Consider the following 24,172-nt stretch of genomic DNA (forward strand, 5'->3'; position numbering starts at 1 on the left):
TATTCAACATTTGTGCTAAAAGTCGGCTCCATCGCCAATTTGCCAGCCGTTAGCTGTAATGCGTATTCAGAAAGTATATAAAATCCAGTCCAAAATTCAGAATTAAAAAGTGATTAAAGAATTAAACAAAATTGAAAGCCTGTTTATAAAAAATTATGGACAGAAAATTACTAACTTGACAATTGAATATGAATGCGATGAATATTTTGGGTTTAACTTTCAAATTGAAAAGCTAAATTTCAAATTCAGAAAGTCGAAAATAACTCCTAAAAAAGTCGGTCAATTTGTAACGCTTTGGAAACGAAATTCAAAAAGACAAACCGAACCGTTTAACGAAACCGATAATTTTGATTTTTTCATTTTTGTTTCAGAACAAGATGAAAAGTTTGGTTTCTTCATTTTCTCGAAAAAAATTTTAATAGAAAAGAATATTTTATCGACACAAATAAAAGAAGGCAAAAGAGGTTTCAGACTCTACCCTACTTGGGTAAAAACGGAAAATAAGCAAGCTGAAAAAACTCAATCTTGGCAAACCGAATATTTCATTGACTTGAAAAACAACGAACAAAATAATATTGAAAAACTAAAGTCAATATTAAATTAAGACAAATATCTCGCACTACAGCTAACATCGTATTGGCGAAATGGCGGTTTAGTGGAGAAATTGAAAGTTTCTTTTTTTAGTCGCAACAGCCTTTTATATTTCTTTTTTTCTTAAAATTTAGAAAATAATAAAAGGCTGTTGCTTAGCTTAGTGCAAAATTGAAAGTTTTGGCTTTCTAATCCGCCACTATCGCCAATACGCGGCCCGTTAGCAATCCGCTGCGCTCCTTGCTAACAATGGCTCGGCGACTTACGTCGCTTGCCGTAAGCCGCCGCTTCGCGGACTGCTTACAACAAGCGACTTGGCTAAATAGCTCCGCTTTTGTATCTTCGATACAGCTTCGCTACTTCGCCAAGTCGCCGAGCCATTATTCAGGACTGTTTAAGTTTTTGATCTCCTGACGTTTTTGGTCTATACTGTTTAATAGTTTATTTTCTTCCTCTCTTTTAATCACCAAATTATGGAATTTCTTAGGGTTAAGAGAATAAGTAGAATCGATATGCGATGTTACATGCGGTAGCTCCAATTCTATCATTCGGTAACGCATTTCATACGATTTTCTATCGTCTAATTGTTTGTTCTTCTCGTATAGAACACCGAGACCTAGCGAAATAATGGTAGATAATGCTATCATAACAATGATCAGAGGTGTTGATTTGAGATCAATGCCGTAATGATGTTTTACAATGACCTGATCAGGAATTTCAGCTATCTTTGAAACAATGTCTTTTTCTTTGATTGTTAATACAGCTAATTCCTGTCTAGTTATTGTGGAGATTTCATTAGCTACATCCTGAAGTGTCCCATAATCGTTAATGATCTTAGATAGTACATCGTTTTCTCTTTTAATAAATTGCTTGATCTGTTGTAGTAGTTCCTGATCCTTTGCTCGCATTTCATGAAGATCCTTCATATTCCTCTCGTTTTCGGAAAGCAGGGATACGATTGTCGGCATGATCCGTACGATGTCCTGCGTAATAAGGTCTGCATTCTCCTCTAAAGTGTTTACCTGTTGCTGTAAGTTTTCTAATTCTGTACGCATATTCTTAAAGTTTTAATCTGTAGTTCTCTTTCTTTTTTCTCTTCTTGATAAATGGATCTTCCTGTTCTTGTGCAATTTCAGGGATCGTAAATAAAGCGGATGCAACTTCACCGATGGCTTTTCCGATGCTGTTATCAGCAGATAAACTTGCAGGTGAGTCACTGAAAGGAGTGTAGTAGAGTTCTTTCGAATTATCTATACCGTTTAGGGCTTTATCGATCTGTCCGAAGCTCAATGAGCGGTCTATGGCAGAACCCCGAAATGTCTGTTCATCTTTGATGAACGAAATACCTTGAACCTCATCCGACCCCAATCTATATTTAAACTGCATTTCCACACCTCTGTAACGGATATAATTTTGTAGTTCCTTCCAGTTTTTACTGTGTCGTATGCCTGCCTTGACGGTGTCGTAAATTTGGTATTTCGTTAGATCATTACCTTTCAGTCTACCTCTGTTGACATTTCGTTTTCCTTCGGACTGCTTAAAGCCATATAATGCATTTAATTCTTTACAAGCTTTAAAGCTCTTATACCGCTGATTGCTATTGGAGATAGTTTTGCCATGATCGTTTACCCGATTAAAAATAATATGGATATGATCATGTTGGCGGTCGTGGTGGCGCACCATTAAGCATTGGGTATCCCTAATATCTAATTTTGATAAATAACGCTTAGCTGCGGATAGCATGATGTCATTATTCAGCTTGTTTTTATCTTCTGTATTCCACGAAAGAATAATGTGTCCGACTGCCTTGCCCAATCTTGGATTCAGCATCCGCTGAAAATTAAAGTCCTGTGTGATGGTCTTTGCCGAATCCGTCCGTAATCCATTTACATGGATAATCTCACTATCTTTTTTCAGGGCGTATCCAACGCATCCGCCGAAAGATCGGCCCTCAATTATCTTCGCTATCATGGTGCAGTAGTTTATTGATACAATGGTTAATGTGATGGATCGTATTTTTGCATTCCTGTGCCACCTCAATCAGTCCAGACTGGTGTGCTTTTTTAGTTAGCTGATTTAGATTGTTCGAAGCCCCAGTAATCGCCCGAAAAGCTTTCAATTGTTCTTCGGTAAACCTAGGTGTAATTTTTCGTAGGATCGCAGATTTGCGTACCCATTCCGATTTGCTCATACCTGCAATTTTTGCATTATGCAAAACTCTGTTATGTTCGCTTTCATCGAAACGGACATTGATCCTGAACTGTTTTTTATTTTCGAGTGCGGGTCTTCCGCCTTTTTTCTTGTTATTTTTCATCTTGTTTCTTTTTAGCTGTGACCATCGGGAGCCAATCGGTTTTGGGGTCACCAAAACACAACCTTGCTTCCTACCTATTCGATAGTTTTCTTCCCGATTGGATATTGTATGTTTGTTCTTTGGATGATTTGAAAATCAGGTAATCATTTACATCTTTTATTTCATTATACCGTTTCTGCAATTCTTCCATTCCATTTTTTACGTTTTGCGTCTTCTTAAAATGGCTTCGTAAGGTATGGTACGATTTTAAGCCACTGTTATCTGTGTCCAGATAGCATGTAATTCCGTTATGTCGTTCTAAGAATGGATATGATTTTTGGAGGTTCGCTGTCGTATTCAGGATACAGTAATTAGTGTCTAAATACGGCTTACTAGCGTTCTTTTTTAAAGTCATATAGGAAAGCCAGTCGGTAAAGCCTTCAAGCAATACAACGTCCTTATTACCATTGTTGATTGTGGTAATATCCTTAGTTAGTAGCGAACGTTTGTCGTAACTGTTGCGCAGTTCGAATCCCCCTGAATCATTTTTAAAGCATACGGCAAAAAATGTCTGTCCTTTTGCAGTACGGTAATAGATTTCCTGACAATAGATTGTGGCAATTTCTAAATCTATTTTGCGAACATTAGTCAGGTAATCCGTTAATGCTTTGTTTTTGAGAGGTTTTATAGCGAGTATGGTGTAACTCCGATCATTTTCATCTTGGATGATCGGAATTTTGTCTAATACAGTTTGCTGGTGAAATGAAAGGATATTTTTTCTTTCATCAGCCCAATCGAGTATTGTTGATAGGTTATCTGTATTGAAAAATTTCATAAGAAAATCGACGTTGTTACCACCGTAACCTTCTGAATGAGAATACCAGATATTTCTACGAATATCAATTTTTGTTGAAGGTGTTTTTTCTTTACCTCCATTGAATGGATTTTTAAGCCATGCTTCACGACTGTTTAATTTAGAGCATGGAATTTGTAGGTACTGTAAAATAGATATTAGCGGTATACGCTTTAATTCATCACATGTCATAATCATAATTTTTATATAGGTTTAGTTTAGTCTATTACTATATAGGGGCAGACTAAACTAAACCTGTTTTTAATAGTAAAATTCAGGGTTGAATCTGTAGGTCTTGTCATTCTTGACGACCATCCTTTTGTTTTCCAAAAAAGTTTTTAATTGTTTGGCTTTGTTGATTCCGAAATTGAATCCTTTTGATAAATAAGCATCCCTTAATTTGGTTATATACTCTTCGTAGGTACAGTTTATCTCGCTATCCTTGAACATTTCCTGCAGTACTTCGCGGTGATTTTCTTCGGAAAGCTCCTGATAACTGAATCCTTTTCTAGATTTGAGATTTGTTGTGTCAAAATTCTCGTCCAGTACGGGTATTCCATCATCTATAAAAAAGGTGAAAGGTTCAAATTCTATATCCCTGATAAATTTTGGTGCTACTGTACTATAATTTGCATCTAGATCACTTTTAGTTATCTGGAGAATTGATTCGGCTTTGTTATTCAATTCTGTTCCTAAATGCCCTCTAGTGTTATCATCTCCCTTGTTTAAGTGTAATACGGTGTGAATATGGATATTGAGTTCCTGTGACCACTTCATAAGTTTATTAGTGATTTCAGTCGCTTCGGTAGCGTTATTGATATCGTAAACCAAATCCCTAATTCCATCTATGATGACCAGTCCGATCCTATCTGCATATTTGAAAAGTGCATATTCGATGATATTTATACGTTCCTTCGTCGGGTATTCCCTTAAGGAGATGAACTTTAAATTATCGTGGACTTCTGTGGTAGGGTAGTCGATGAGCTTGTATATTCTTGAAAGTAGCCTGTGGCAATGGAATTTACTCTGCTCTGTATCACAATACAGTATAACTGGACGGGTTGGAGGAACTTTAACTTTATATTGTAATATCTGCTTTCCACTCAATGCGGCTGCGACCAATGAAATTACATTGAATGTTTTTCTGCTTTTTGCCTTCCCAGTGGACGCACTGAAATTGCCCAGTGTACCAATGACAGAGTCGGATTTGTTGATGGTTATCATGATAGGTGGTTCTAAGAAATTATCTGTTATCTCTACTATGGCTTTTCCGAGTGCGTTTACCGTTTCTTGATTGAATGGGATCATTATTTACCTCCTTTTTTATGATTGAAGTTTGCCATAGAATTAACAACTTCATTTTTTTTGAAATAAATGCGTTTACCCATACGCATGTAAGGAATTTTACCTTGTTTCATCCAATCTGTCAAACTAACAAGAGAAATGTCAAGTTCGTCCGCCATTTCTTTTTTGGTTAGTAGTTTTTCAGATGATGTACTTTCTGTATTATCTACAGTATTTCGGATGCCTGAAATAAAAATGTGAAGTTCTTCCTTAATTGCATCTCGGATACAATCTCTAAGGGCATTTTGGTCTAATTGAATCATACTTTATTCATGTTTACACGTTTAATGATCCGAAGTCGTGGCCACTTTCTTCGAGTGAATTAACATGAGCAAAGTTGGATAAGAAATACAATAAAAAATGCCGTTCAGAATTCTGAACGGCATTTTGAAATAGGTCTTAGATGTTTATAAGGACTATTCTATAGGAGTTATTTTAAATTTATGGTCTGATTCCTCAATGTTTGTACTTTTCCCATCATTGTAATAATTTTCTACGGTACCAAACGGGATTGGTTTTCCATTTTCAGTAAAATGATTTGAAATAATTTTCGCCCATGTAAGAGAAGCACGATTGGCTAAAAAATATCTTGGTTTTCCATTGATAATAATATCTGTATTAACAAGAGTTTGAAATACTGCAATTAGATTTTTTTTTGTTCCATGAACAATATCAATTTTGTGTTGATCTAAAGTACTGAGTTTGGATTTCTCTTTTTTAAGCGTTTTTATCTGTTCTTTAAATTCATCTAATTCTTTTAGTGTAGAATTATACTGTATTAATAAACGATCGAGATTTTGTTTCTCGATAAAATTCTTTTTCAATTCTTCCTTTTCTTTTTTATTGGAATTTAGATAGTTGTTCAAAATAGTTTTTATATTCTCTATATTGCTTTCCGTACTCGCATTGGATGAATTAACAAGTTTCGTAAATGCTGCATCGATTAGCTCCTGTGTTCGCTGGAATTCTATTTGAGTTTTACTTCTTACCTCCTGCAATATCTTTTCACTGACTAAATCATACTTTTTTGACAAGTTTATTGTAAGATTCCATCGATCGTATTTGGGTAATACATTTTCGATAAAGTATTGGAATTTCTGTACTCTAATATCATTTCTTTTTTTTTGTTTGGGTGAAAGTTTTTCCAACAACTTGTTGCGTTCTTTTTTTAGTTCATAGTTTATTGTTTCCCATAATTCTTTAAAAAATACTTTACCATCAGTATCATTAAATTCCTTTTTATAGTAATTGAAATGTCTTAAAAAAAGATCTTCTAACTCACTTTCAGGAAGTTCTTGAATCTTTATTAGGAAATGGACATCTGCATGTGTATTATTGTTGGAAAAAAGAACTCCAACATCCAGAGGGTGTGGATTAAAATCGAAGAATTTCCTCCTGCTGAAATATTTACTATTCATAATATTAAAATTTATTAAGTGCATCGATTAACGAATCTGTGCTTGCTGATTCGTATTTCATTAAAGTGCGTATATCGGAGTGGGCAGTAAGTTTCTGTACAAGTGTGATAGGTACGTTTCTACTTAATAGATTTGTAACCATTGATCGCCTGCCGACATGACTTGACAGGAAATCATACTTCTTTTTTTCTATCACCAGTTTTTGTTTGCCAGAATACCTCGTAATCTTTATAATTTCGTTCATACCTACCAATTTACCTACTGTTTTTATGTATTCATTAAATTTTTGATTCGATATTTTAGGTACACAGTATCCAATACGTTCTAAAATATCTTTTGCAGGTGCTATATATCCCTCAAAGGGAACGATTACTCTTTTCTTTACCTTTACCGAAATAAAATCCCATGAATTGTTCTTTATGTCCTTTGGATCAAAATTTATCAGGTCTTCAAAACGTTGCCCAGTGTAGCATAATAGACAGAATAGGTCTCTGACCCTTTCAAGACTAGGTTTGTCTGAAAGATCATGATTTAGTATTTTTTCGATTTCCTTTTCGGACAGCGCAATGATCTCATTGTATGCTTTCTTTTTAAAGTTTGTTTTTTGTGTTTTGAAGACATCAGGGTGTACTAGATAGTCATTGTCGTTACACCATTTTAGAAAGACCTTTAAGGTGGATATATATTTATGAATAGTGTCGTTTAGTAATCCAACTTTATCCTCATTATTTGTGTTTTTCTTTTTGCTGAGGAAGACCTCAAATTGGTCTAAAAATTTACTGTCCAATTCTCTAAGAATAAGTTTTGTGTTTTTGTATTTCTCAAAGTCTTCTAAGCCTTTAAATACAGTTCTATATTCTTTAAGTGTACCTTCTTTTACAAAATTTGATTTATAGGATAGAAATAGCGTTTTCAGATGCGATATGGATATTTCGTTGTTTACGGCATTATCTTTATCGATACAGTTCTGAATGATTTGCCGATAATCATCTTTGGAAAGAAATTCATTTTTATCCTTTTTACTCATTGCTTCTCGAGTGCAAAGGTTTGCTAGGTCATTAAGTTCAATATTTAATTCCAATGCTCCATTGGTGCTTGGTTTAAGTCTCTCTTTTTCGAAATCCCAATTTTTGGGTAATATTCTGTAGTTCGTTCTGTATTTTATTCGGCAGGATTTGTCTGGTGTAAAAAATAAATACAGTGCTGTAGGGGAGGGGTTCCAGAATCGTGTTGCGAGATTTTTCTTTTTTCCTTCCACTTTGTTAAGTTCTAGCTTGATCTTCTCAGGCTTTATTTCTGGGTTATAGGGTTTGTCTAAATAAAAATTTACTTTCATAATTCTCGGACATATTTCGGACAAAAAAGCTTAATAATACTATATATTACCTTTGTAAGGTTAAGTAAAGTTATGAAATTATTTTTGTAATTACTTAATAATCAGTATTAAGTATAATAATTTGTATTAATCTGTAAATATAGTTCGAATCCTGTCATCCCGACCAATCCAATGGAGCCCTTGCGAAAGCAAGGGTTTTTTTATGCAGCGGTTCGGCCAAGCGTGCGTGAGGGATGCAGCCAATCCTGTCATCCACACAGTGGGCAGATATTCTGCAAGCCGTGTTGGTGCCAGCAATAATTTTCTTACTTTTAACGCCAATTAGAAAGCTAAAATAACGATATGATCAGCAGAATTAAATACGTATGGGTATACTGCATACTCATTGGCATGATGGGGACCTCGTTTGCGGAAACAGCAGATACATTGCATTACACGGACGCTAAACAATTGACCCTCATCGGTAAACCACTGCCGGGCGGACCATTCTACCACCGTCTGGATACGGCGGCTTTTCCGGCGATACCGCTCACGGTAAAGCGTCTGCTGACCCACTCGGCGGGATTGGCCGTGAGCTTCAGTACCAACAGTACGAAGATCGCCGCAAAATGGTGCACGAGTTCGCGCAAACCGGGGAATAACATGACGGCGATCGCTTTCGAAGGAATGGACCTATACATCAAAAGGGACGGTCAATGGCAATATGCAGGCGTAGCCCGCCCCGACACCAACCAGTGTAATGCATATACATTGGTGCAGAACATGGAGCCGGGTGATAAAGAATGTTTGCTCTATCTCCCGCTGTACGACGAAACGACGTCGCTGCAAATCGGCGTGGAAGCGGATGCCGAAATCGCGGCAAGACCTAACCCATTTAAGAAGAACATCGTTATTTACGGTTCGAGCATCGTACATGGTGCCTCGGCCAGCCGCCCGGGTTTGGCCTATCCGGCACGGCTCTCCCGCCAGACGGGTTATCATTTTTTAAACTTCGGTGTGAGCGGGAATGCAAAGATGGAGCTTGAGGTAGCCAAAGTGCTCGCTCAAATGGATATGGACGCCTTCATCTTGGATTGTGTGCCGAATTCATCCCCGGCGCAGGTGACGGCGCGCACGGCCGACCTCGTGAAAACCATCCGGGCCGACCATCCCGGCGTGCCTATTATTGCCATACAGAGCATCGTGCGTGAAGGGGGCAACTTCAACCAATCGATAGCGAAACGTGTAGCAGATCAAAATGCCAATTTCAAGCACGAAATCGATCAATTGCAAAAAGAAGTCGATGATCTTTACCTGATCACGGCAGATGGATTGCTAGGCGACGACCATGAAGCCACGACAGACGGCACCCACCCCAACGATCTCGGCTTTGACCGCATGCTGCAAAAGATACGCCCTGCGGTGCTGAAGATACTCAAGCAGTATGGGATTTGACCGCGATTTAAAAATCGATATAAATCGGTTAACTTTGGCCACCCACTAGGGAGCGCTATATGAAAAAAGATAACCCAACACGGCAACTTTCGGGCGTAAAGGAAATTGCAAGGCGAGCGAATGTCTCCATAGCAACAGTAGATCGGGTGATTCATAACCGGAAAGGGGTATCTGAGACCACGCGGCAGAAGATCAATGACATCATTAAGGAAATCGGTTTCCAGCCGAATATACTGGCGAGCAGATTGGCTTCGAAGAAGACCAATCGATTTGCCGTGCTTATACCCAATGCAAAGGAAACGGATTATTGGGAGTCGCCGCGCAAGGGGGTGGAGCGCGCATACCAGGAGATTAAACAATACGGTATCCAATTGGAGTTGTTTCTCTTTGACCTGAATGACAAGAAGACGTTTGAGAAGCATGCAAGGGCAATCCTGGATGGTGGGTTCCATGGGGTTGTACTGGCCCCCTCGTTTGTTGACGAGGCACACAAATTTACCGCGGCGTGCGAGTTAAGGAAGTTGCCTTACGTATTTATTAATTCGGATATACCCGATGCAAAAGGACTGGCGTATATTGGTCCGCATCTACTTAAAAGCGGATACTTGGCCGGACAATTGGTGCGGTTTGGCTTAAAGCAAGGGAAGGTGCTCATTGTCAATATATCAAAGGAGATCGATGCTTACCATCACCTCCTGCGCAAGGAAGAGGGTTTTCGTGCCTATATGGAGGCAACCAATACCGAAGGTGGCTGTATTGAAATAGAGAAAATAGATATCACGAATACCACAGACCAGGCGGTGGGTGAGGCACTGGGGGAATGTTTGAAGCAGCACCCCGATATCGCTGCTTTCTTCGTGACCAATTCGAGGGTGCGGAGCGTAGCGAAATACCTGCGTGAGCAGTCCGCCGCACACCACATCCTCGTTGGTTATGACCTAATCGCCGAAAACGTAGGTTACCTGAAGGATGGAACCATTGATTTCCTGATTGGCCAGAAACCAGAGGAGCAGGGCTATGCCGGAATAACGACATTGTTTCAACATGTTATTGCAGGGAGGGAGGTTACCAAAGAGCAATATATGCCCATTGATATCATAACGAGTGAGAACGTCGCCTTTTATAAGAACTAAGCCATTCATAACCGCCTAAACCGGCACGGTAATTTTTTTACAAATAATTTGGAACTGATAAATATAATTACGTATTTAGCGGGTACGTTACCGCAACGACAATTATAAGCAATATAAAATCTCATGCCATGCAGATAATATACCAAAACATGACGTTCCGATTTTCCGACGTGTACGTACACGTTTGTAATTGGTGAGTCTTAGCGTAGCTTATCTGTCGGATAACGCAAATAAACAACAACAGGTTAAAAAAACGATCACACGATGATGATGAAATCAAATAGAAGAGCATTTATTAAGACGGCAGCCTTGTCGGGCGTCGGTTTGACGATGGGCGGATTGGATGTATTTGGCCGTAGTACCCCCATGCGCCATGCAACAGGTAAACGGGTCGGCATTATTGGGCTGGATACGTCGCATAGTGTGGCGTTTACGAAGGCACTAAACGCGGCTACGCCTGATGCGAAGCTAAACGGCTATAAGGTCATCGCGGCCTATCCGTATGGGAGCAGGACCATCGAGAGTAGCGCAAAGCGCATACCGGGGTACGTCGATGATGTCAAAAAGTATGGCGTGAGCATCGTGGAATCAATAGATGCACTATTGGCACAGGTGGATGTGGTGCTGCTGGAAACCAACGACGGCAGGTTGCACTTGGAACAGGCTTTGCCGGTGATTAAAGCAGGTAAACGGCTATTTATTGATAAGCCGATCGCAGCATCCCTGGAAGACGCCCAAGCGATCTTTAAGGCCGCCGAAGCGCATGATGTGCCGGTATTCTCGTCCTCTTCGCTGCGATACACGGATAATATAGCGGCAATCCGGTCGGGCGAACTGATTGGTAAAGTAACAGGTGCTGACACGTACAGTCCAGCGGTTATTGAGCCGACACACCCGGATCTATTTTGGTACGGTATCCATGGGGTAGAGATGCTTTATGCCGTTATGGGTACGGGTTGTGTGAGCGTATCGCGCACACATAATGAAGGTACGGACATCGTTGTGGGGACTTGGAACGATGGACGTATCGGTACGTTTCGGGGTACACGAACGGGGCACCGCGGCTATGGTGGAATCGTGCACGGTGAAAAAGGACATGTGCCGATAGCAAAGCACCAGGGTTACACGTCACTGCTTTATCAGATTGTCGAATTTTTCGAAACCGGTGTGTCGCCTGTCGATGCGACGGAGACGTTGGAAATTTTTGCCTTTATGGCGGCTGCCGACGAAAGCAAACGGCAGGGAGGAAAAGCGGTGAAGTTAAAGCAAGTCGATTAGTATTCGCATCAGCAGCTAGAATGGAAAGACGATTTTTTTTAAAAGGCGGAATTTACGGATTGGCAGGGATTACCCTGGGAACCTTACCATTAAAGAAGGCTTTATCCCACCAATCACCCTCATTGAACATCGGAGTTATTGGGTTCGGGAGCCGGGGTGGGGGCGTAGCTAATGTTATCAAATCCATACCGGGCGTAAAGGTAGGTGCCTATAGCGATATCCGAAAGGAGCAATTGGACCTGGCCGGGAAGCGGTTTCCACAAGCAACGGCTTATAAGGATTATCGTGCGTTGCTGGACGATAAGTCGGTCGAAGCTGTTGTGATTGCGGTGCCCGAGTACCTGCATTTTCCTGTCGCAGTGGATGCATTACAAGCCGGAAAGCACGTGTATTTGGAAAAAACCATGACCCACACGATTGATGAAGCCAATCAGCTGGTGGCGTTAGCTGGGCGTCATTCGGCGCAGGCCATGCAAATCGGCCACCAGTACCGCTATTACCAACTGTATCACAAAGTGTTGGAAGTCATCAAAAAAGGTTATATCGGCGAAGTGAAGCAGTACGAATGCCAGTACCACCGCAATTCAGACTGGCGCAGGCCGGTTGCCGACCCATCCATGGAAAGACAGGTTAACTGGCGCATGTATAAAGAGTATTCAGGTGGTTTGATGACCGAACTGTGCGCGCATCAGGTCGATATCCTTAATTGGTTTAACGGCAGCCACCCGCTCTCCGTTGTGGCGATGGGTGGTATTGACCATTGGAAAGATGGCCGCGAAACCTACGATAATATCCGTGCCCTATACGCCTATCCGAATGGTGTGAAAGCCCACGTCAGCTCCATATTAAGTAACGCGTACCGAGGTTACTCCATACGGGTGTTGGGTACCCGGGGCACCATAGAAATTCAGCGCACCAAGGCGCTGGCTTACCCCGAACGGCTGAAAGCGGAGTTGGCGACGGTGGATGGTGTCACCGGCGCCACGGCAGAAAGCTGGGGGCAAGGGAAACCCATGGAATTGGTGTTTCAAAATCAGGACGACAAAGACCGAGACCCCACAGCCTATGCGTTGATGGACTTTGCTGCCTGCGTGCGTGAGGGAAGGAAGCCTTTTTCGAATGTGGAAACGGGTAGGAATACGGCAAAGGCGGTGATGCTAGCGAATCAGGCCGCAGAAAGTGGCCGCGTACACCATTGGAATTAAATATGAATTGAATTTTAAATATGGTTTAACCAATTAGCCGAAATTGTGATGCAAACATTTTACAGAACTGGGAGTCGTAAATTTCTCCCGGACTTTTTCAGACGTGTTGGCCGCGGACGGATCGGGATGTTCCTTTTATTTGCCTTCATGGCATGCCCGGGTTATGGCGTCTTGGCGGCATCTTCTGCTGCCGTACCGCTCCCTAATCTGTTGCAAGCGGAGCTCCATGGGGTAGTGGTGGATACGAACGACGCCCCTCTGGCCAATGCAACGGTGATGATTAAAGGGACGACGGTAGGTACGCAGACGGACGATGCGGGGCGCTTCTCCTTTCCGGGTTTGGCTGTCGATGCAGTGGTTACGGTAACGTACACGGGGTTCATAACCCAAGAAATTGCCGTCAATGGCCGACAACAAATCACGGTGGTGCTGCACCAGGATCCCGCTAGTTTGGAGGAAGTCGTGGTGGTCGCATTCGGCACGCAGAAGCGTACCGATATGGTCGGATCGGTAACCACGGTCAAGCCCGATGATTTGCGTGTACCGTCGAGCAATTTGACCACTGCCCTGGCCGGGCAAGCAGCGGGTATCATCGCTTACCAGCGAAGCGGCGAGCCAGGACAGGATAATGCGGACTTCTTTATTCGCGGGGTCACCTCATTCGGTACGGGAAAGGTAGATCCGCTTATCCTCATTGATGGGGTTGAGCTTGGCGTTACCGAGCTCGCGCGCCTACGTCCGGATGACATCGAAAGTTTTTCGATTATGAAAGACGCTACATCGACCGCGTTGTATGGGGCCAGAGGAGCAAACGGTGTGATCTTTGTCACGACAAAACAAGGTAAGGAAGGACGGGCATCGATATCATTCCGTGCCGAAAGCTCCTTGTCTATGCCTACCAGTGACGTGGAGCTGGCCGACCCGGTAACATTTATGCGGCTTTATAACGATGCACTGGTGGGGCGCAATCCATTCGAGACGCCGCTATATAGCCAGGAAAAAATTGACGCTACGGCCGAGGGCGTCAATCCGATTCTATTCCCCGCTACCGATTGGCGGAAAACGTTGTTCAAAGACCAAACATTCAACCATCGATATAATCTCAACGTAAGTGGTGGTGGTAAAATAGCCAGATATTACGTCGCCGGTTCCTATGCCCAAGATAACGGTGTGTTGCGCGTAAACGGCGTTAATAATTTCAATAACAATATTGATTTGAAAAGCTACACCCTTCGGGCGAATGTGAATATCGATTTAACGAAATCTACCGAATTGATTGTGCGGCTCAACGGCAACTTCGACGACTATACGGGTCCGGTTGAAGGTGGGTCCGCCATGTATAATAAAGTTATCCGTACCAACCCGGTCGACTTTGTGCCTTTCTATCCGGTAGATGATGCGCATCAGCATGTACAGCACATCATGTTCGGCGGATTGGCAGAGCGAGATTTCCTGAATCCTTATGCCGATATGGTGAGCGGGTATAAAGACTATACGCGATCGTTGATGATGGCCCAGATGGAAATTAAGCAAGACCTGTCGTTTTTTACCGAAGGGCTCACGTTCCGATCCATGTTCAATACCAACCGGATATCCCGGTTTGATATCGAACGGTCCTATAGTCCTTTTTACTATGATTTGGAATATTTCGACCGCCGTACCGGCGAGTATGCGATTTATTCGTTCAATGAAACCAGTGGCCGGGAGTTTCTTGATTTCGGTGTGAATAATGAATTGCGCCAGCAAGTTTCTACGTTCTATATGGAATCGGCACTCAATTACAGTCGGGTTTTCGACGATAGGCATTCGTTGAGCGGATTGCTGGTATACATTATGCGTTCCGATATGAATGCGCGCGCAAACAGCTTACAATTGTCGTTGCCTTCGCGCAACCTCGGCCTCTCGGGGAGGGCCACCTATTCGTATGATAGCCGGTACTTCTTGGAATTCAACTTTGGCTACAACGGCTCGGAACGTTTCCACGAAAGTAAGCGGTGGGGCTTTTTCCCCTCTGCGGGCGTAGCGTGGAGCATTTCCAACGAGAAGTTCTGGGAGCCGCTTAAAGATAAAGTGAATAACTTTCGCCTACGGGCAACCTATGGCTTGGTGGGTAATGACGCTATCGGGTCGGCGTCTGATCGGTTCTTCTATTTATCTGAGGTGGACATGGATTCGGATGCGCGGGAGTTCATCTTTGGACGTGAAAGTGACCACGACATTACCGGCGTAAATATTGATCGCTATGCGAATCCGGATATTACGTGGGAAACCTCATATAAAACCAATCTGGCCATTGAGCTGGGCCTATTCAACAAAGTGAATATCGTGGCTGACTTATTTGCGGAAAGGCGAACGAATATTTTGATGAACCGGGCGGATATACCCTCAACGATGGGGCTTACCGCAGGGGTAAGGGCCAATGTGGGCGAAGCAGCCGGGCGCGGCATGGATGTTTCTGTCGATTATTCCCACAATTTCTCCAATCAAATGTGGTTACAGGCACGCGGAAACTTTACCTATGCAACAAGTGAATACCGGGTGTATGAGGAGCCCGTTTACGTGAAAGAATGGTGGAAATCCAGGATAGGATACCCCATACAGCAGCAATGGGGGTATATCGCCGAACGCCTTTTTGTGGATGATAATGAAGTGCGCAATTCGCCGGCACAAAATTTTGGTTCGCCAAACATTGCCGGCGATATCAAATACAAAGACGTTAATGGTGACGGTGAGATCACCGCGCTGGATCAGGTACCGATCGGCTTTCCTACCATGCCGGAAATTGTCTACGGTGCTGGTTTCTCGTTCGGATGGAAAGCGTTGGATCTCTCCGCATTTTTTCAAGGATCGGCAAATTCCTCGTTCTGGATGGGTGGCACGGTCGACGGTGTAACCGGTCCGGTGAATGTGCAGCCTTTCGTTGAGGGGAAACAAATCTTAAAAGCATTTGCGGACAATCATTATTCGCTGGATAATCCGGACATCTATGCGTTGTGGCCCCGCCTAAGTGTAGACAACCACAGCAATAATATGCAGCGGAGCACCTGGTGGCTTAACAGCGGCGATTTTATCCGGTTAAAGCAAGTGGAGATTGGGTATTCTATACCACAACAATTGTTGTCTCGGATGCGTATGAGTGCCCTGCGCGTATATGTGAGTGGTACAAACCTGTTGACGGTGAGCGATTTTGACCTGTGGGACGTTGAGATGGGGGGCAATGGGCTTGGTTATCCGCTGCAGAAGGTGTTTAATATTGGTATCAATGCTTCCTTTTAATATGCTTACCATGAAGAGATGTATAAAACTTAGTGCCGCTGTGTGGTTAATGACGGTCGCAGCGGGATGTAATTCATTTATCGACGTTGTGCCAGACAATGTGGCTACCTTGGAGTATGCATTCAGAATGCGGACCACGGCCGAAAAATACCTGGCAACTTGTTATTCGTTTATTCCCGATCTAGGCGGAACGAGCGGTAACGTAGCTACATTCGGGAGCGACGAATTGTGGCTCAATACCGGAATCAATAGCAACGCCACGCGAATCGCACGGGGCGAACAGAATAAAAACTCGCCCTACCACGATTATTGGAATGGATCGGGCAGCGGTACGCCATTATGGACGGCCATTAGCCAATGCAACGTATTCCTCGAAAACATTGGTAGCGTTCCGGATATGGAAGAACTGGAGAAAAAGCAGTGGATTGCGGAGGTGAAAACACTCAAAGCATTCTATCATTTTTACCTGCTGCGCATGTATGGTCCGATTCCCATTATGCGCGAGAATCTTCCGATTTCGGCCTCCGGCGAGGAAGTTAGGGTATTCAGGCAGCCGGTAGACGATGTGTTCGAATACATTGTTGAACTGCTCGATGAGGCGAGTGTTGATTTGCGCCCGGAGGTGCTTGATGAGACCTCCGAACTGGGCCGGATGACCCTGCCGATAGCCAAGGGTTTAAAAGCCCGGGTACTGGTGTTCGCAGCGAGTCCGCTTTTCAATGGTAACCCCGATTATATCGGTTTCGTGGGAAAGGATGGCGTAAAGTTATTCAACGAAACCTTTAGTATCGAAAAGTGGGAACGGGCGGCCACAGCGGCGAAAGAAGCGATCGATGTCGCCCACGAGATGGGGTATGGTCCCTTCCAGTTTGAGCCGGGTATCCAACAGCGGAATATTTCGGACACGACCATCACGCAGTTAAACTACCGAAGTGTCATCACCGAGCGCTGGAATTCGGAAATTATTTGGGCACTTACCAATAGCACCACGCGCAACATTCAACGGTATTCAACACCACGTGCATTGGATGCCAGCATGATCGGTTTCCAGGAGCCGCGTGGCTATTCTTCCGTTCCGATGAAGATAGCTAGCTTATTTTATACCCATAATGGTGTGCCCATAGAAGAAGACCACACATGGAGCTACAATGACCGGTATGAGCTTCGGGTAGGCACCGCGAAAGAGCGCTATAGTATTAAGGAAGGGTACACCACCGCCGAATTTAATTTCGACAGGGAATCCCGCTTCTATGGTGGGTTGGGCTTCGACGGTGGCATCTGGTACGGGCAAGGTAAGTATGATGATGATGATACCTATTGGTACGAAGGAAAGTTGGGACAGTTTGGAGGTAAGACAGGAATCAGTTGGCACTCCGTAACCGGCTACTATCCCAAAAGGCACAACCACTACACCAATACTACGATTAATCGGAATACCTGGAACACCATCGACTATCCGTGGCCGATGTTGCGTTTGAGCGACCTCTATTTATTGTACGCGGAGGCCATGAATGAAGCTTACGGACCCAGTGACGAGGTGTACCAGTACCTCAATATCATCCGGGCAAAAGCCGACTTGCCCACCGTTCAGTCTGCATGGGAGAACTTTTCCCGCAATCCGAAGAAATATACAACCCAGGAAGGACTCAGAGCGATTATCCAACAAGAACGCGGTATTGAAATGGCATTTGAGGGACACCGATTTTGGGATATCCGCCGTTGGAAGACTGCTCCGGAAGAGGCCGCAAAGCCCATCACGGGATGGGATGTGGACCAGGAAACCAATGAAGGGTATTATCGGGAGCGGTTTATCTTCAGACAGGAGTTTGGGCTCAAAGACTATTTCTGGCCCATACGCGAGAGTGACTTGATCGTCAACAAAAATCTCGTGCAAAACCCAGGTTGGTAAATTTAAAAGCATTCTCATGAAATCAACAATATTATTATTCGCAACTTGCTTACTGACGGCGATGGCCTGCCAGGAGCGCGATTTGGGGCCGTTGGTGAAAAATGGCCAAAAACCGGGTCAACTGACCAATATCCAAGTCGAGAATCAGCATGGCGGTGCAACCATTTCGTATACACTGCCCGACGATCAGGATTTGTTGTACGTGGTGGCAGAATATAAGCTGGGGCAGGGCGAGACGAATATCGTTAAGTCGTCCGTTTTTACAAACTCCGTTGTTCTGGAGGGATTTGTAAGTACCGAGGAACGGCCGGTAACATTATATACGGTCAATCGGTCGGAACAACGCTCCGACCCCATGCAGGTGACGATAAAGCCGCTTATATCTCCATTAGAATTGACATACGCATCGCTGGAAGCGTTGCCCGATTTCGGGGGCGTCGGCGTGAATTTTGTCAACGAAGAGGAAAATGAATATGTGCTTTATATCCTTACCAAAGATGAAAGCGAAAACTGGCAAGTCCACGACAGGCTATACTCAAGCGCGAAGGAACGAAGCTACACCTCGCGGGGCCTGCCAGCGGAACCTCAGGATTTTGCATTTTTTTTCTTAGATAAGTGGCAGAATCGATCGGATACCCTGTTCAAGGCGATGACTCCCTTGTATGAAGAAGAGCTAGACAAAAGCCTATGGACCCATTATTTGCTAGATAACGATAATTACGTCCCGTTGTATACTAACCGCGCGCTGAGCAACCTCTGGGACGGTACCAATCAAAACTTCATGATGGGGCCTTATCCTGGTATTGAATTGCCGGTTTGGTTTACGGTTGATTTAGGGCAAACGGCTGTACTTGGCCGTATGAAGATGTACGCTATCAATTCGAGTCAAAGCAACTACCAATGGTTCTATTCGAGTGGTACACCGCGGATTTTTGAAATTTGGGGTAGCAATGATCCCGCATTGGATGGTTCTTGGGATAGTTGGACGCTTTTGGATCGGTTTGAGTCGATCAAACCATCCGGACTCCCGACCGGTCAAAATTCAGCCGAAGATATTGCCGCGGGTTTAGCGGGGGAAGACCACAAGTTTTCCAACTATGATAATGCCTATCGTTACATCCGATTCAAAATAATTAATACGTGGGGTTCCCGACCAGATTTTATGCTGCAGGAGCTTACTTTTTGGGGCGAGCCCAAAACCGGTGGATGATAACAGCGTACTAAAATTGGATAACGACTAAAACATACGTCATGAAAAGACTTTTTAAAATAGCAGCGGTGTTAAGCACATTGTCGGCAATACTCCTTGCCGGTTGTGAAAAAATGGAAGACACCTATAAGCAGTTTATCGGGGGCGGAGAAACCATCTACATTGGGAAAGCCGATTCCGTTTTGGTCCGGGGTGGTTACAATAGAGCCGAAATCAGCTGGTTGCTATTAGCCGACCCCAAAGTTGACAGCTATACATTATCTTGGAATAATGGCCAGGATTCCGTAGTGGGGCAAGTGACCAAAACCGACCAGATAGATACGGTGAAGGTAATGCTGGACAATATGGTAGAGGGGCTCCATCACTTTACCATAAAGATGTTTGATAAGCACGGTAATTCATCCGTGCCGGCGAACGTATTTGGTCGGGTATACGGCGAACAATATCAGCAAACCTTATTAAATCGAACGTATAACGGCATGCTCCGTTTGGGTAAGAACGACCTGGAAGTGAGCTGGACACCGGCCGAAGAGACGTTGGCCGGTGTGGAGGTGAAATACGTGAACAACAAAGGGAAGGAGGAAACCCACATCATCTCGAAGTTATTGAATACGTATGTATTTCCTAATTTCCCCGCTAACGGTACATTTTCTTACCGGTCGTTTTTCTTTCCGGACCCCGTGGCATTGGATACATTTTACACCGATTTTGCCACTGCAACGGTTGATGACTCGTCAATGGGCGGGCGAAATCTGACGTTCTCCTTAGAAGCTCGATACGGCACGCCACCCGACCAGCTCACGGTTTGGGTTTCGACGGATTTTGACGGTGTATACGCGGTTGAAAACGTAGAAGCAGCCACGTGGCGGGAAATTACCGATGAGTTCCCCTTCCCCACAGAAGAGCGGGTGGTTACCCCTTGGGGGCCACTTGACCTATGGGGGTTGATGGGCGATGACGACAAACAGATTTATGTCGCATTTAAGTATGTGTATAACCCGGATAATGCCTCGGAAAGCTCCGGTATAAATTGGCGCATCCAGAATTGGGAAGTACAGACAAATGGCGGCGGGCCTGTGCTAAATCAAGAAGAAGCCCAGTTTCAAATTGTCAATAAGGGTCCATTGGAGTCGGGAAGGATAACCGTAAACGCCAACTTATTGTTGTTGCGATCGAACAGTTCCGATAAAACCTCAAAAGCCACCTTTTGGGCAATCAGCGGTCCGATTGAATAGTTAAGTGTATTACGAATAGATAACGACAGGATAGACGTGATGAGGAAAAAAAAGACGAATCGACGGACCTTTGTAAAGCAGACACTCGCAGGTATCGCGGCAACGGCCGCGGGCGGTGTATTGCCCGGTTTCAGTGCTAATAGTTACAACCGTATCGTAGGTGCCAATGAACGGTTATCCATCGCTGTGATGGGGGTGAACAGCAGGGGGCGGGCTTTGGCGGTCAATTTCGCCCACCAAGCGGCCTGTCGGGTTACCCATATTGCAGACGTCGATTCGCGGGCCATAAAAAAATGCATCACCGATGTTGAAAAAATACAAGGCGACACGCCGCTGGGCGAACCGGATTTCAGAAGGTTGTTAGCCGATAAATCGATCGATGCAATAGTTATGGCAACGCCCGACCATTGGCATACCCCCGGTGCGTTATTGGCCTGCCAAGCGGACAAGCACGTTTATGTGGAGAAGCCCGTTAGCACCACCCCCCACGAAGGCGATTTATTGCGACAGGCAGCGGCCAAATACCCGGATATCGTCATACAGATTGGAAACCAGCGACGATCATGGCCGAACGTCATTGCCGCCATACAAGAAGTGCATAGTGGCACCATTGGCCGCCCCTATTTTGGTAAAGGCTGGTACGCGAATAACCGGAAGCCTATCGGCGTTGGCAAAGAAGCGGCGGTGCCCGCTTGGCTCGACTATGAATTGTGGCAAGGACCCGCCACCCGCAGGCCTTACAAGGATAATCTCATTCATTATAATTGGCATTGGTTTTGGCACTACGGCAAAGGGGAGCTCCCGGGCAACGGAATCCATATCCTCGACCTGTTGCGATGGGGGATGCAGGTCGACTACCCCACGCGGGTATCATCAACAGGAGGGCGTTATCGGTATCAAGACGATTGGGAGACACCCGATACCCAAGTGGTCAACATTGAGTTTGCCGACGATATGGCGATGACGTGGGAAGGGCGTAGCTGTAACGGCACGCCGTTGTATGGCCATTCTGTTGGTTTGATGTTCTATGGCGAAAAGGGTTCGCTGATGATCGGGCAGGGCGATGAATATACGGTGTTCGATCTCAAAGGAAAGGTCATCAAGGATGTGAAAAGCAACTTTGCCGCCGATCCGATGAATCGGATACGCCCTTCACAGCGGCTGGACGCCCTGCATATTCAGGATTTTTTCAACGGTATACGCGAAGGTGTGCCAGTGAAAGGAGGTGTTGAAGACGGGTTTAAAAGCACGCTATTATGCCAATTGGGTAATATCGCCTACCGGACACGGAGCAGCTTGCAAATAGATTCAGTTAGTGGCAACATCCTAGACAATCATGAGGCTATCGGCTTATGGAAAAAGGAGTATCATCCCGCATTCGAACCAACAGTATAGTATTCGCGCGATGATGATACGGCCAACAGCTAACCATGCCCGTCAGGCGATAAGGCTATCCGCCCATTGCCTGTGTGGACTACTATGGCTTTGTTCATTGCATGCATGGGCACAGCAACCGCCGGAAGGGCGTTCACGCCTCGTTGTGCTGGCTCCAGCCCATCCGCACGGTGTACAAATCCAGCTCGCCTTAGCGCAAACGTTTCAACGTGACGTATATGTGTACGCTCCGCATGCGGATGAGTTGCAGGCAAGTTACCTCAACTCCATCAATCGACTTAATCGTTCGGCCACCCCTGATGAGGTTTGGAAGGTGCACACGTATGTGGGAGACGACTTTATCGAGCGGATGCTACAAGAGCAAAAAGGTGATGTGGCGATGATTGCCAGTAACAACCAACAGAAAGCTGACCAAATACTGGAAGCTGCAAAAGCGGGCCTGGGTATCATCGCAGATAAGCCCATGGCCCTCAATTCTTCCGGTTTCGCAAAACTGCGGTTGGCCATGGCTGAAGCCGAAAAACAGGGTCGGTTCGTCACCGATTTACCGGCCATGTCCATGAGAAATTGGGTGCCTTGTATCCTACAGAAAGAACTGGTTTCTATCCCTGAAATTTTCGGCACGTTGGAAAAGGGATCGGCCGAAGACCCGGCGATCGTTCAGGAAAACATGCACTATTATTACAAACGTATCAAACGGCCCGCGTGGTTTTTTGATGTAAAACAACAGGGCAATGGGGTTACCGATGTGACTACCCATTTGGCGGACCTTGTGCTGTGGACCTGTTTTCCTACGCAAGCAGTTCGCTACGATACCGATATTGAAATCGTATCGGCAGAACTGTGGCCTACCACGATTACCCCAACGCAATTTAAAAAGGCAACACGGGTGGACGCGTACCCCGATTTTCTTAAGCCTTATCAGCAAGATAGTGTGTTGGAAGTTTTCTCCAATGGCCAGATCGTCACCAAGATAAAAGGTGTTTATGCCCGCTTTACCGCCCGTTGGGAATTCGAAGCGGCGGCGGGTAAGTCTGATACCCACCAGTCCGTCATAAGGGGTACCCGGGCTACCTTGCGCATCAAGCCGGGCTACCCGCTCGATTTATATATTGAACCGGCAGACGGTGTTCGGCTTGCCGACTTCGAAAATGTACTCCGCGATAAGGTTGATCAATGGCAGGTGATATATCCATTTATTTCCTTGCATCCGGAAGAGAAGGGATGGCGAATCACCTCCGAAAAGCGGTCGGTAGGTAAAGAAACCCGTTTGGTTCTACCTTCCAAACAAGAGGTTGACCGCATGCTGGCGAAGTATTATATCACTACGCAGGCGGATGCGGCTGCCGATTGGCTGGAGCGCCCAGACTTGTAGATGTTAATGGTGGCATGTATAACCTCAAATGTAATGCTGATGAAGAGGCTTTTTAAATGGGCGTTGATGATCATTGTGCTGGCAGTGCCGTGCTATGGCTATTCGGCTATTCCCGGATTTGTGCATACCGGATTCGTATGGCTCCGCGAGATGGTCCTGTCGCTTAATCCCACATTTCCCGAAAAAAAAATACTGATCTTTGGCGATAGTATTACCGACACCAAAGGAGAAAAGACAAGTTGGGTCCAACCGGCGATGACGGCTTTGGACAACAACAATTGGATCAATTTTGCCGATGGCGGGGCGGCATTCCGTAGGCGTTCGATAAAAAACGTGGAAGATATGCCCGATCAGTTAGAAAAAGCCAGTGACGAGCAAAATGTAGACATCGTCATTATCGCTTTAGGCACCAATGAATACCACAATAATCCTAACGCGTCGATACCCAGCTCAAACAACCCTATTGTCGGCTCGTTCGATGAGGCCATGGCCAAAGACATCGGGGAGTTATCCATCGAGGATACCATGTATGACGCCATCCGGTATGCGTTTTACACCGTCAGGCAACGCTGGGATTGCAAAACGTATGTGATGCTGCCGATACAGCGGGCAGCGTGGAATTGGAAGCATATTGAGGTGCTTTATGATGCCCTGGAAGAGATGGCCATTGCCTATGGCTTTGAGATTATCGATGGCCGCAAATGCGGCATCGTCTCGGACTTCGAAACAAAAGGCAAAGAAGGTAGGGATTTAAGGGATGGGCTGCATCCGAAAGATGGTGCAGCAAAAGAGAAAATCGCCAAAATGGTCGTCGCTAAGGTACGGCAGACGTTTGTTGACTTATAAAGCCGCTGTTATAAAAGAACGGGTTATACACCATAAATTGT

Annotated in this window: 20 protein-coding genes; 12 read left to right on the forward strand and 8 right to left on the reverse strand. The window is 44.7% G+C overall.

Annotation, left to right across the window (positions count from 1 at the left end):
• Window positions 1-109: 109 nt before the first annotated feature.
• Complete coding sequence (locus U9S71_RS12335; protein WP_326327812.1) at window positions 110-604, forward strand: MepB family protein; 495 nt, start codon at window positions 110-112, stop codon at window positions 602-604.
• A gap of 367 nt (window positions 605-971) precedes the next feature.
• Here U9S71_RS12335 and U9S71_RS12340 read toward each other — a convergent pair whose 3' ends face one another.
• From U9S71_RS12340 to U9S71_RS12375, 8 genes are all read right to left on the reverse strand, one after another.
• Complete coding sequence (locus U9S71_RS12340) at window positions 972-1,646, reverse strand: hypothetical protein (RefSeq protein WP_326327813.1); 675 nt, start codon at window positions 1,644-1,646, stop codon at window positions 972-974.
• Window positions 1,647-1,650: 4 nt separating this feature from the next.
• Window positions 1,651-2,562, reverse strand: coding sequence for a relaxase/mobilization nuclease domain-containing protein (locus U9S71_RS12345; RefSeq protein WP_326327814.1), 912 nt, complete (start codon window positions 2,560-2,562; stop codon window positions 1,651-1,653).
• Window positions 2,543-2,905 carry a plasmid mobilization protein gene (locus U9S71_RS12350; protein ID WP_019974742.1) on the reverse strand — a complete coding sequence of 121 codons (363 nt, stop codon included), beginning with the start codon at window positions 2,903-2,905 and terminating at the stop codon, window positions 2,543-2,545. Before U9S71_RS12350 ends, U9S71_RS12345 begins: the two co-directional genes overlap by 20 nt.
• A 70-nt stretch (window positions 2,906-2,975) precedes the next feature.
• Window positions 2,976-3,929 (reverse strand): DUF8464 domain-containing protein, encoded by a 954-nt coding sequence (locus U9S71_RS12355; protein ID WP_326327815.1) that lies wholly within the window; start codon window positions 3,927-3,929, stop codon window positions 2,976-2,978.
• Window positions 3,930-3,998: 69 nt separating this feature from the next.
• On the reverse strand, window positions 3,999-5,045 hold the full coding sequence (locus U9S71_RS12360; protein ID WP_068840808.1) for an AAA family ATPase: 1,047 nt from the start codon (window positions 5,043-5,045) through the stop codon (window positions 3,999-4,001).
• On the reverse strand, window positions 5,045-5,344 hold the full coding sequence (locus U9S71_RS12365; protein ID WP_301992429.1) for a helix-turn-helix domain-containing protein: 300 nt from the start codon (window positions 5,342-5,344) through the stop codon (window positions 5,045-5,047). Before U9S71_RS12365 ends, U9S71_RS12360 begins: the two co-directional genes overlap by 1 nt.
• A 153-nt stretch (window positions 5,345-5,497) precedes the next feature.
• Window positions 5,498-6,499 (reverse strand): hypothetical protein, encoded by a 1,002-nt coding sequence (locus U9S71_RS12370; RefSeq protein ID WP_068841432.1) that lies wholly within the window; start codon window positions 6,497-6,499, stop codon window positions 5,498-5,500.
• Between the two features lie 4 nt (window positions 6,500-6,503).
• Entirely contained in the window at window positions 6,504-7,835 is a 1,332-nt protein-coding gene (locus tag U9S71_RS12375) for a site-specific integrase (protein ID WP_068840810.1), read from the reverse strand.
• A 342-nt stretch (window positions 7,836-8,177) separates the two neighbouring features.
• Here U9S71_RS12375 and U9S71_RS12380 point away from each other — a divergent pair, with 342 nt between their 5' ends.
• The 11 genes from U9S71_RS12380 (at window position 8,178) to U9S71_RS12430 (ending at window position 24,131) form a co-directional block, all read left to right on the forward strand.
• Window positions 8,178-9,269 (forward strand): SGNH/GDSL hydrolase family protein, encoded by a 1,092-nt coding sequence (locus U9S71_RS12380; RefSeq protein ID WP_326327816.1) that lies wholly within the window; start codon window positions 8,178-8,180, stop codon window positions 9,267-9,269.
• A 59-nt stretch (window positions 9,270-9,328) separates the two neighbouring features.
• A complete protein-coding gene (locus U9S71_RS12385) occupies window positions 9,329-10,402 on the forward strand; it encodes a LacI family DNA-binding transcriptional regulator (protein ID WP_326327817.1) in 1,074 nt (357 codons plus the stop codon).
• Window positions 10,403-10,666: 264 nt separating this feature from the next.
• The gene (locus U9S71_RS12390) at window positions 10,667-11,680 is read left to right on the forward strand and encodes a Gfo/Idh/MocA family protein (RefSeq protein WP_326327818.1); all 1,014 of its coding nucleotides are present in this window, start codon (window positions 10,667-10,669) and stop codon (window positions 11,678-11,680) included.
• 20 nt (window positions 11,681-11,700) lie between these two features.
• A complete protein-coding gene (locus U9S71_RS12395) occupies window positions 11,701-12,885 on the forward strand; it encodes a Gfo/Idh/MocA family protein (RefSeq protein ID WP_326327819.1) in 1,185 nt (394 codons plus the stop codon).
• Between the two features lie 147 nt (window positions 12,886-13,032).
• Window positions 13,033-16,161 carry a SusC/RagA family TonB-linked outer membrane protein gene (locus tag U9S71_RS12400; RefSeq protein WP_326327820.1) on the forward strand — a complete coding sequence of 1,043 codons (3,129 nt, stop codon included), beginning with the start codon at window positions 13,033-13,035 and terminating at the stop codon, window positions 16,159-16,161.
• A 10-nt stretch (window positions 16,162-16,171) separates the two neighbouring features.
• Entirely contained in the window at window positions 16,172-18,070 is a 1,899-nt protein-coding gene (locus U9S71_RS12405) for a RagB/SusD family nutrient uptake outer membrane protein (RefSeq protein WP_326327821.1), read from the forward strand.
• Window positions 18,071-18,086: 16 nt separating this feature from the next.
• Complete coding sequence (locus U9S71_RS12410; RefSeq protein ID WP_326327822.1) at window positions 18,087-19,280, forward strand: DUF5000 domain-containing lipoprotein; 1,194 nt, start codon at window positions 18,087-18,089, stop codon at window positions 19,278-19,280.
• A 41-nt stretch (window positions 19,281-19,321) separates the two neighbouring features.
• Complete coding sequence (locus tag U9S71_RS12415) at window positions 19,322-20,515, forward strand: DUF4998 domain-containing protein (RefSeq protein ID WP_326327823.1); 1,194 nt, start codon at window positions 19,322-19,324, stop codon at window positions 20,513-20,515.
• Between the two features lie 39 nt (window positions 20,516-20,554).
• On the forward strand, window positions 20,555-21,910 hold the full coding sequence (locus U9S71_RS12420) for a Gfo/Idh/MocA family protein (protein WP_326327824.1): 1,356 nt from the start codon (window positions 20,555-20,557) through the stop codon (window positions 21,908-21,910).
• A gap of 10 nt (window positions 21,911-21,920) precedes the next feature.
• Window positions 21,921-23,285: a putative oxidoreductase C-terminal domain-containing protein gene (locus U9S71_RS12425; protein ID WP_326327825.1), complete on the forward strand. Its 1,365-nt coding sequence runs from the start codon at window positions 21,921-21,923 to the stop codon at window positions 23,283-23,285.
• A gap of 39 nt (window positions 23,286-23,324) precedes the next feature.
• Entirely contained in the window at window positions 23,325-24,131 is an 807-nt protein-coding gene (locus U9S71_RS12430) for an SGNH/GDSL hydrolase family protein (protein ID WP_326327826.1), read from the forward strand.
• Window positions 24,132-24,172 lie beyond the last annotated feature (41 nt).

This window comes from Parapedobacter flavus (assembly GCF_035818675.1).
GTDB lineage: Bacteria > Bacteroidota > Bacteroidia > Sphingobacteriales > Sphingobacteriaceae > Parapedobacter > Parapedobacter flavus.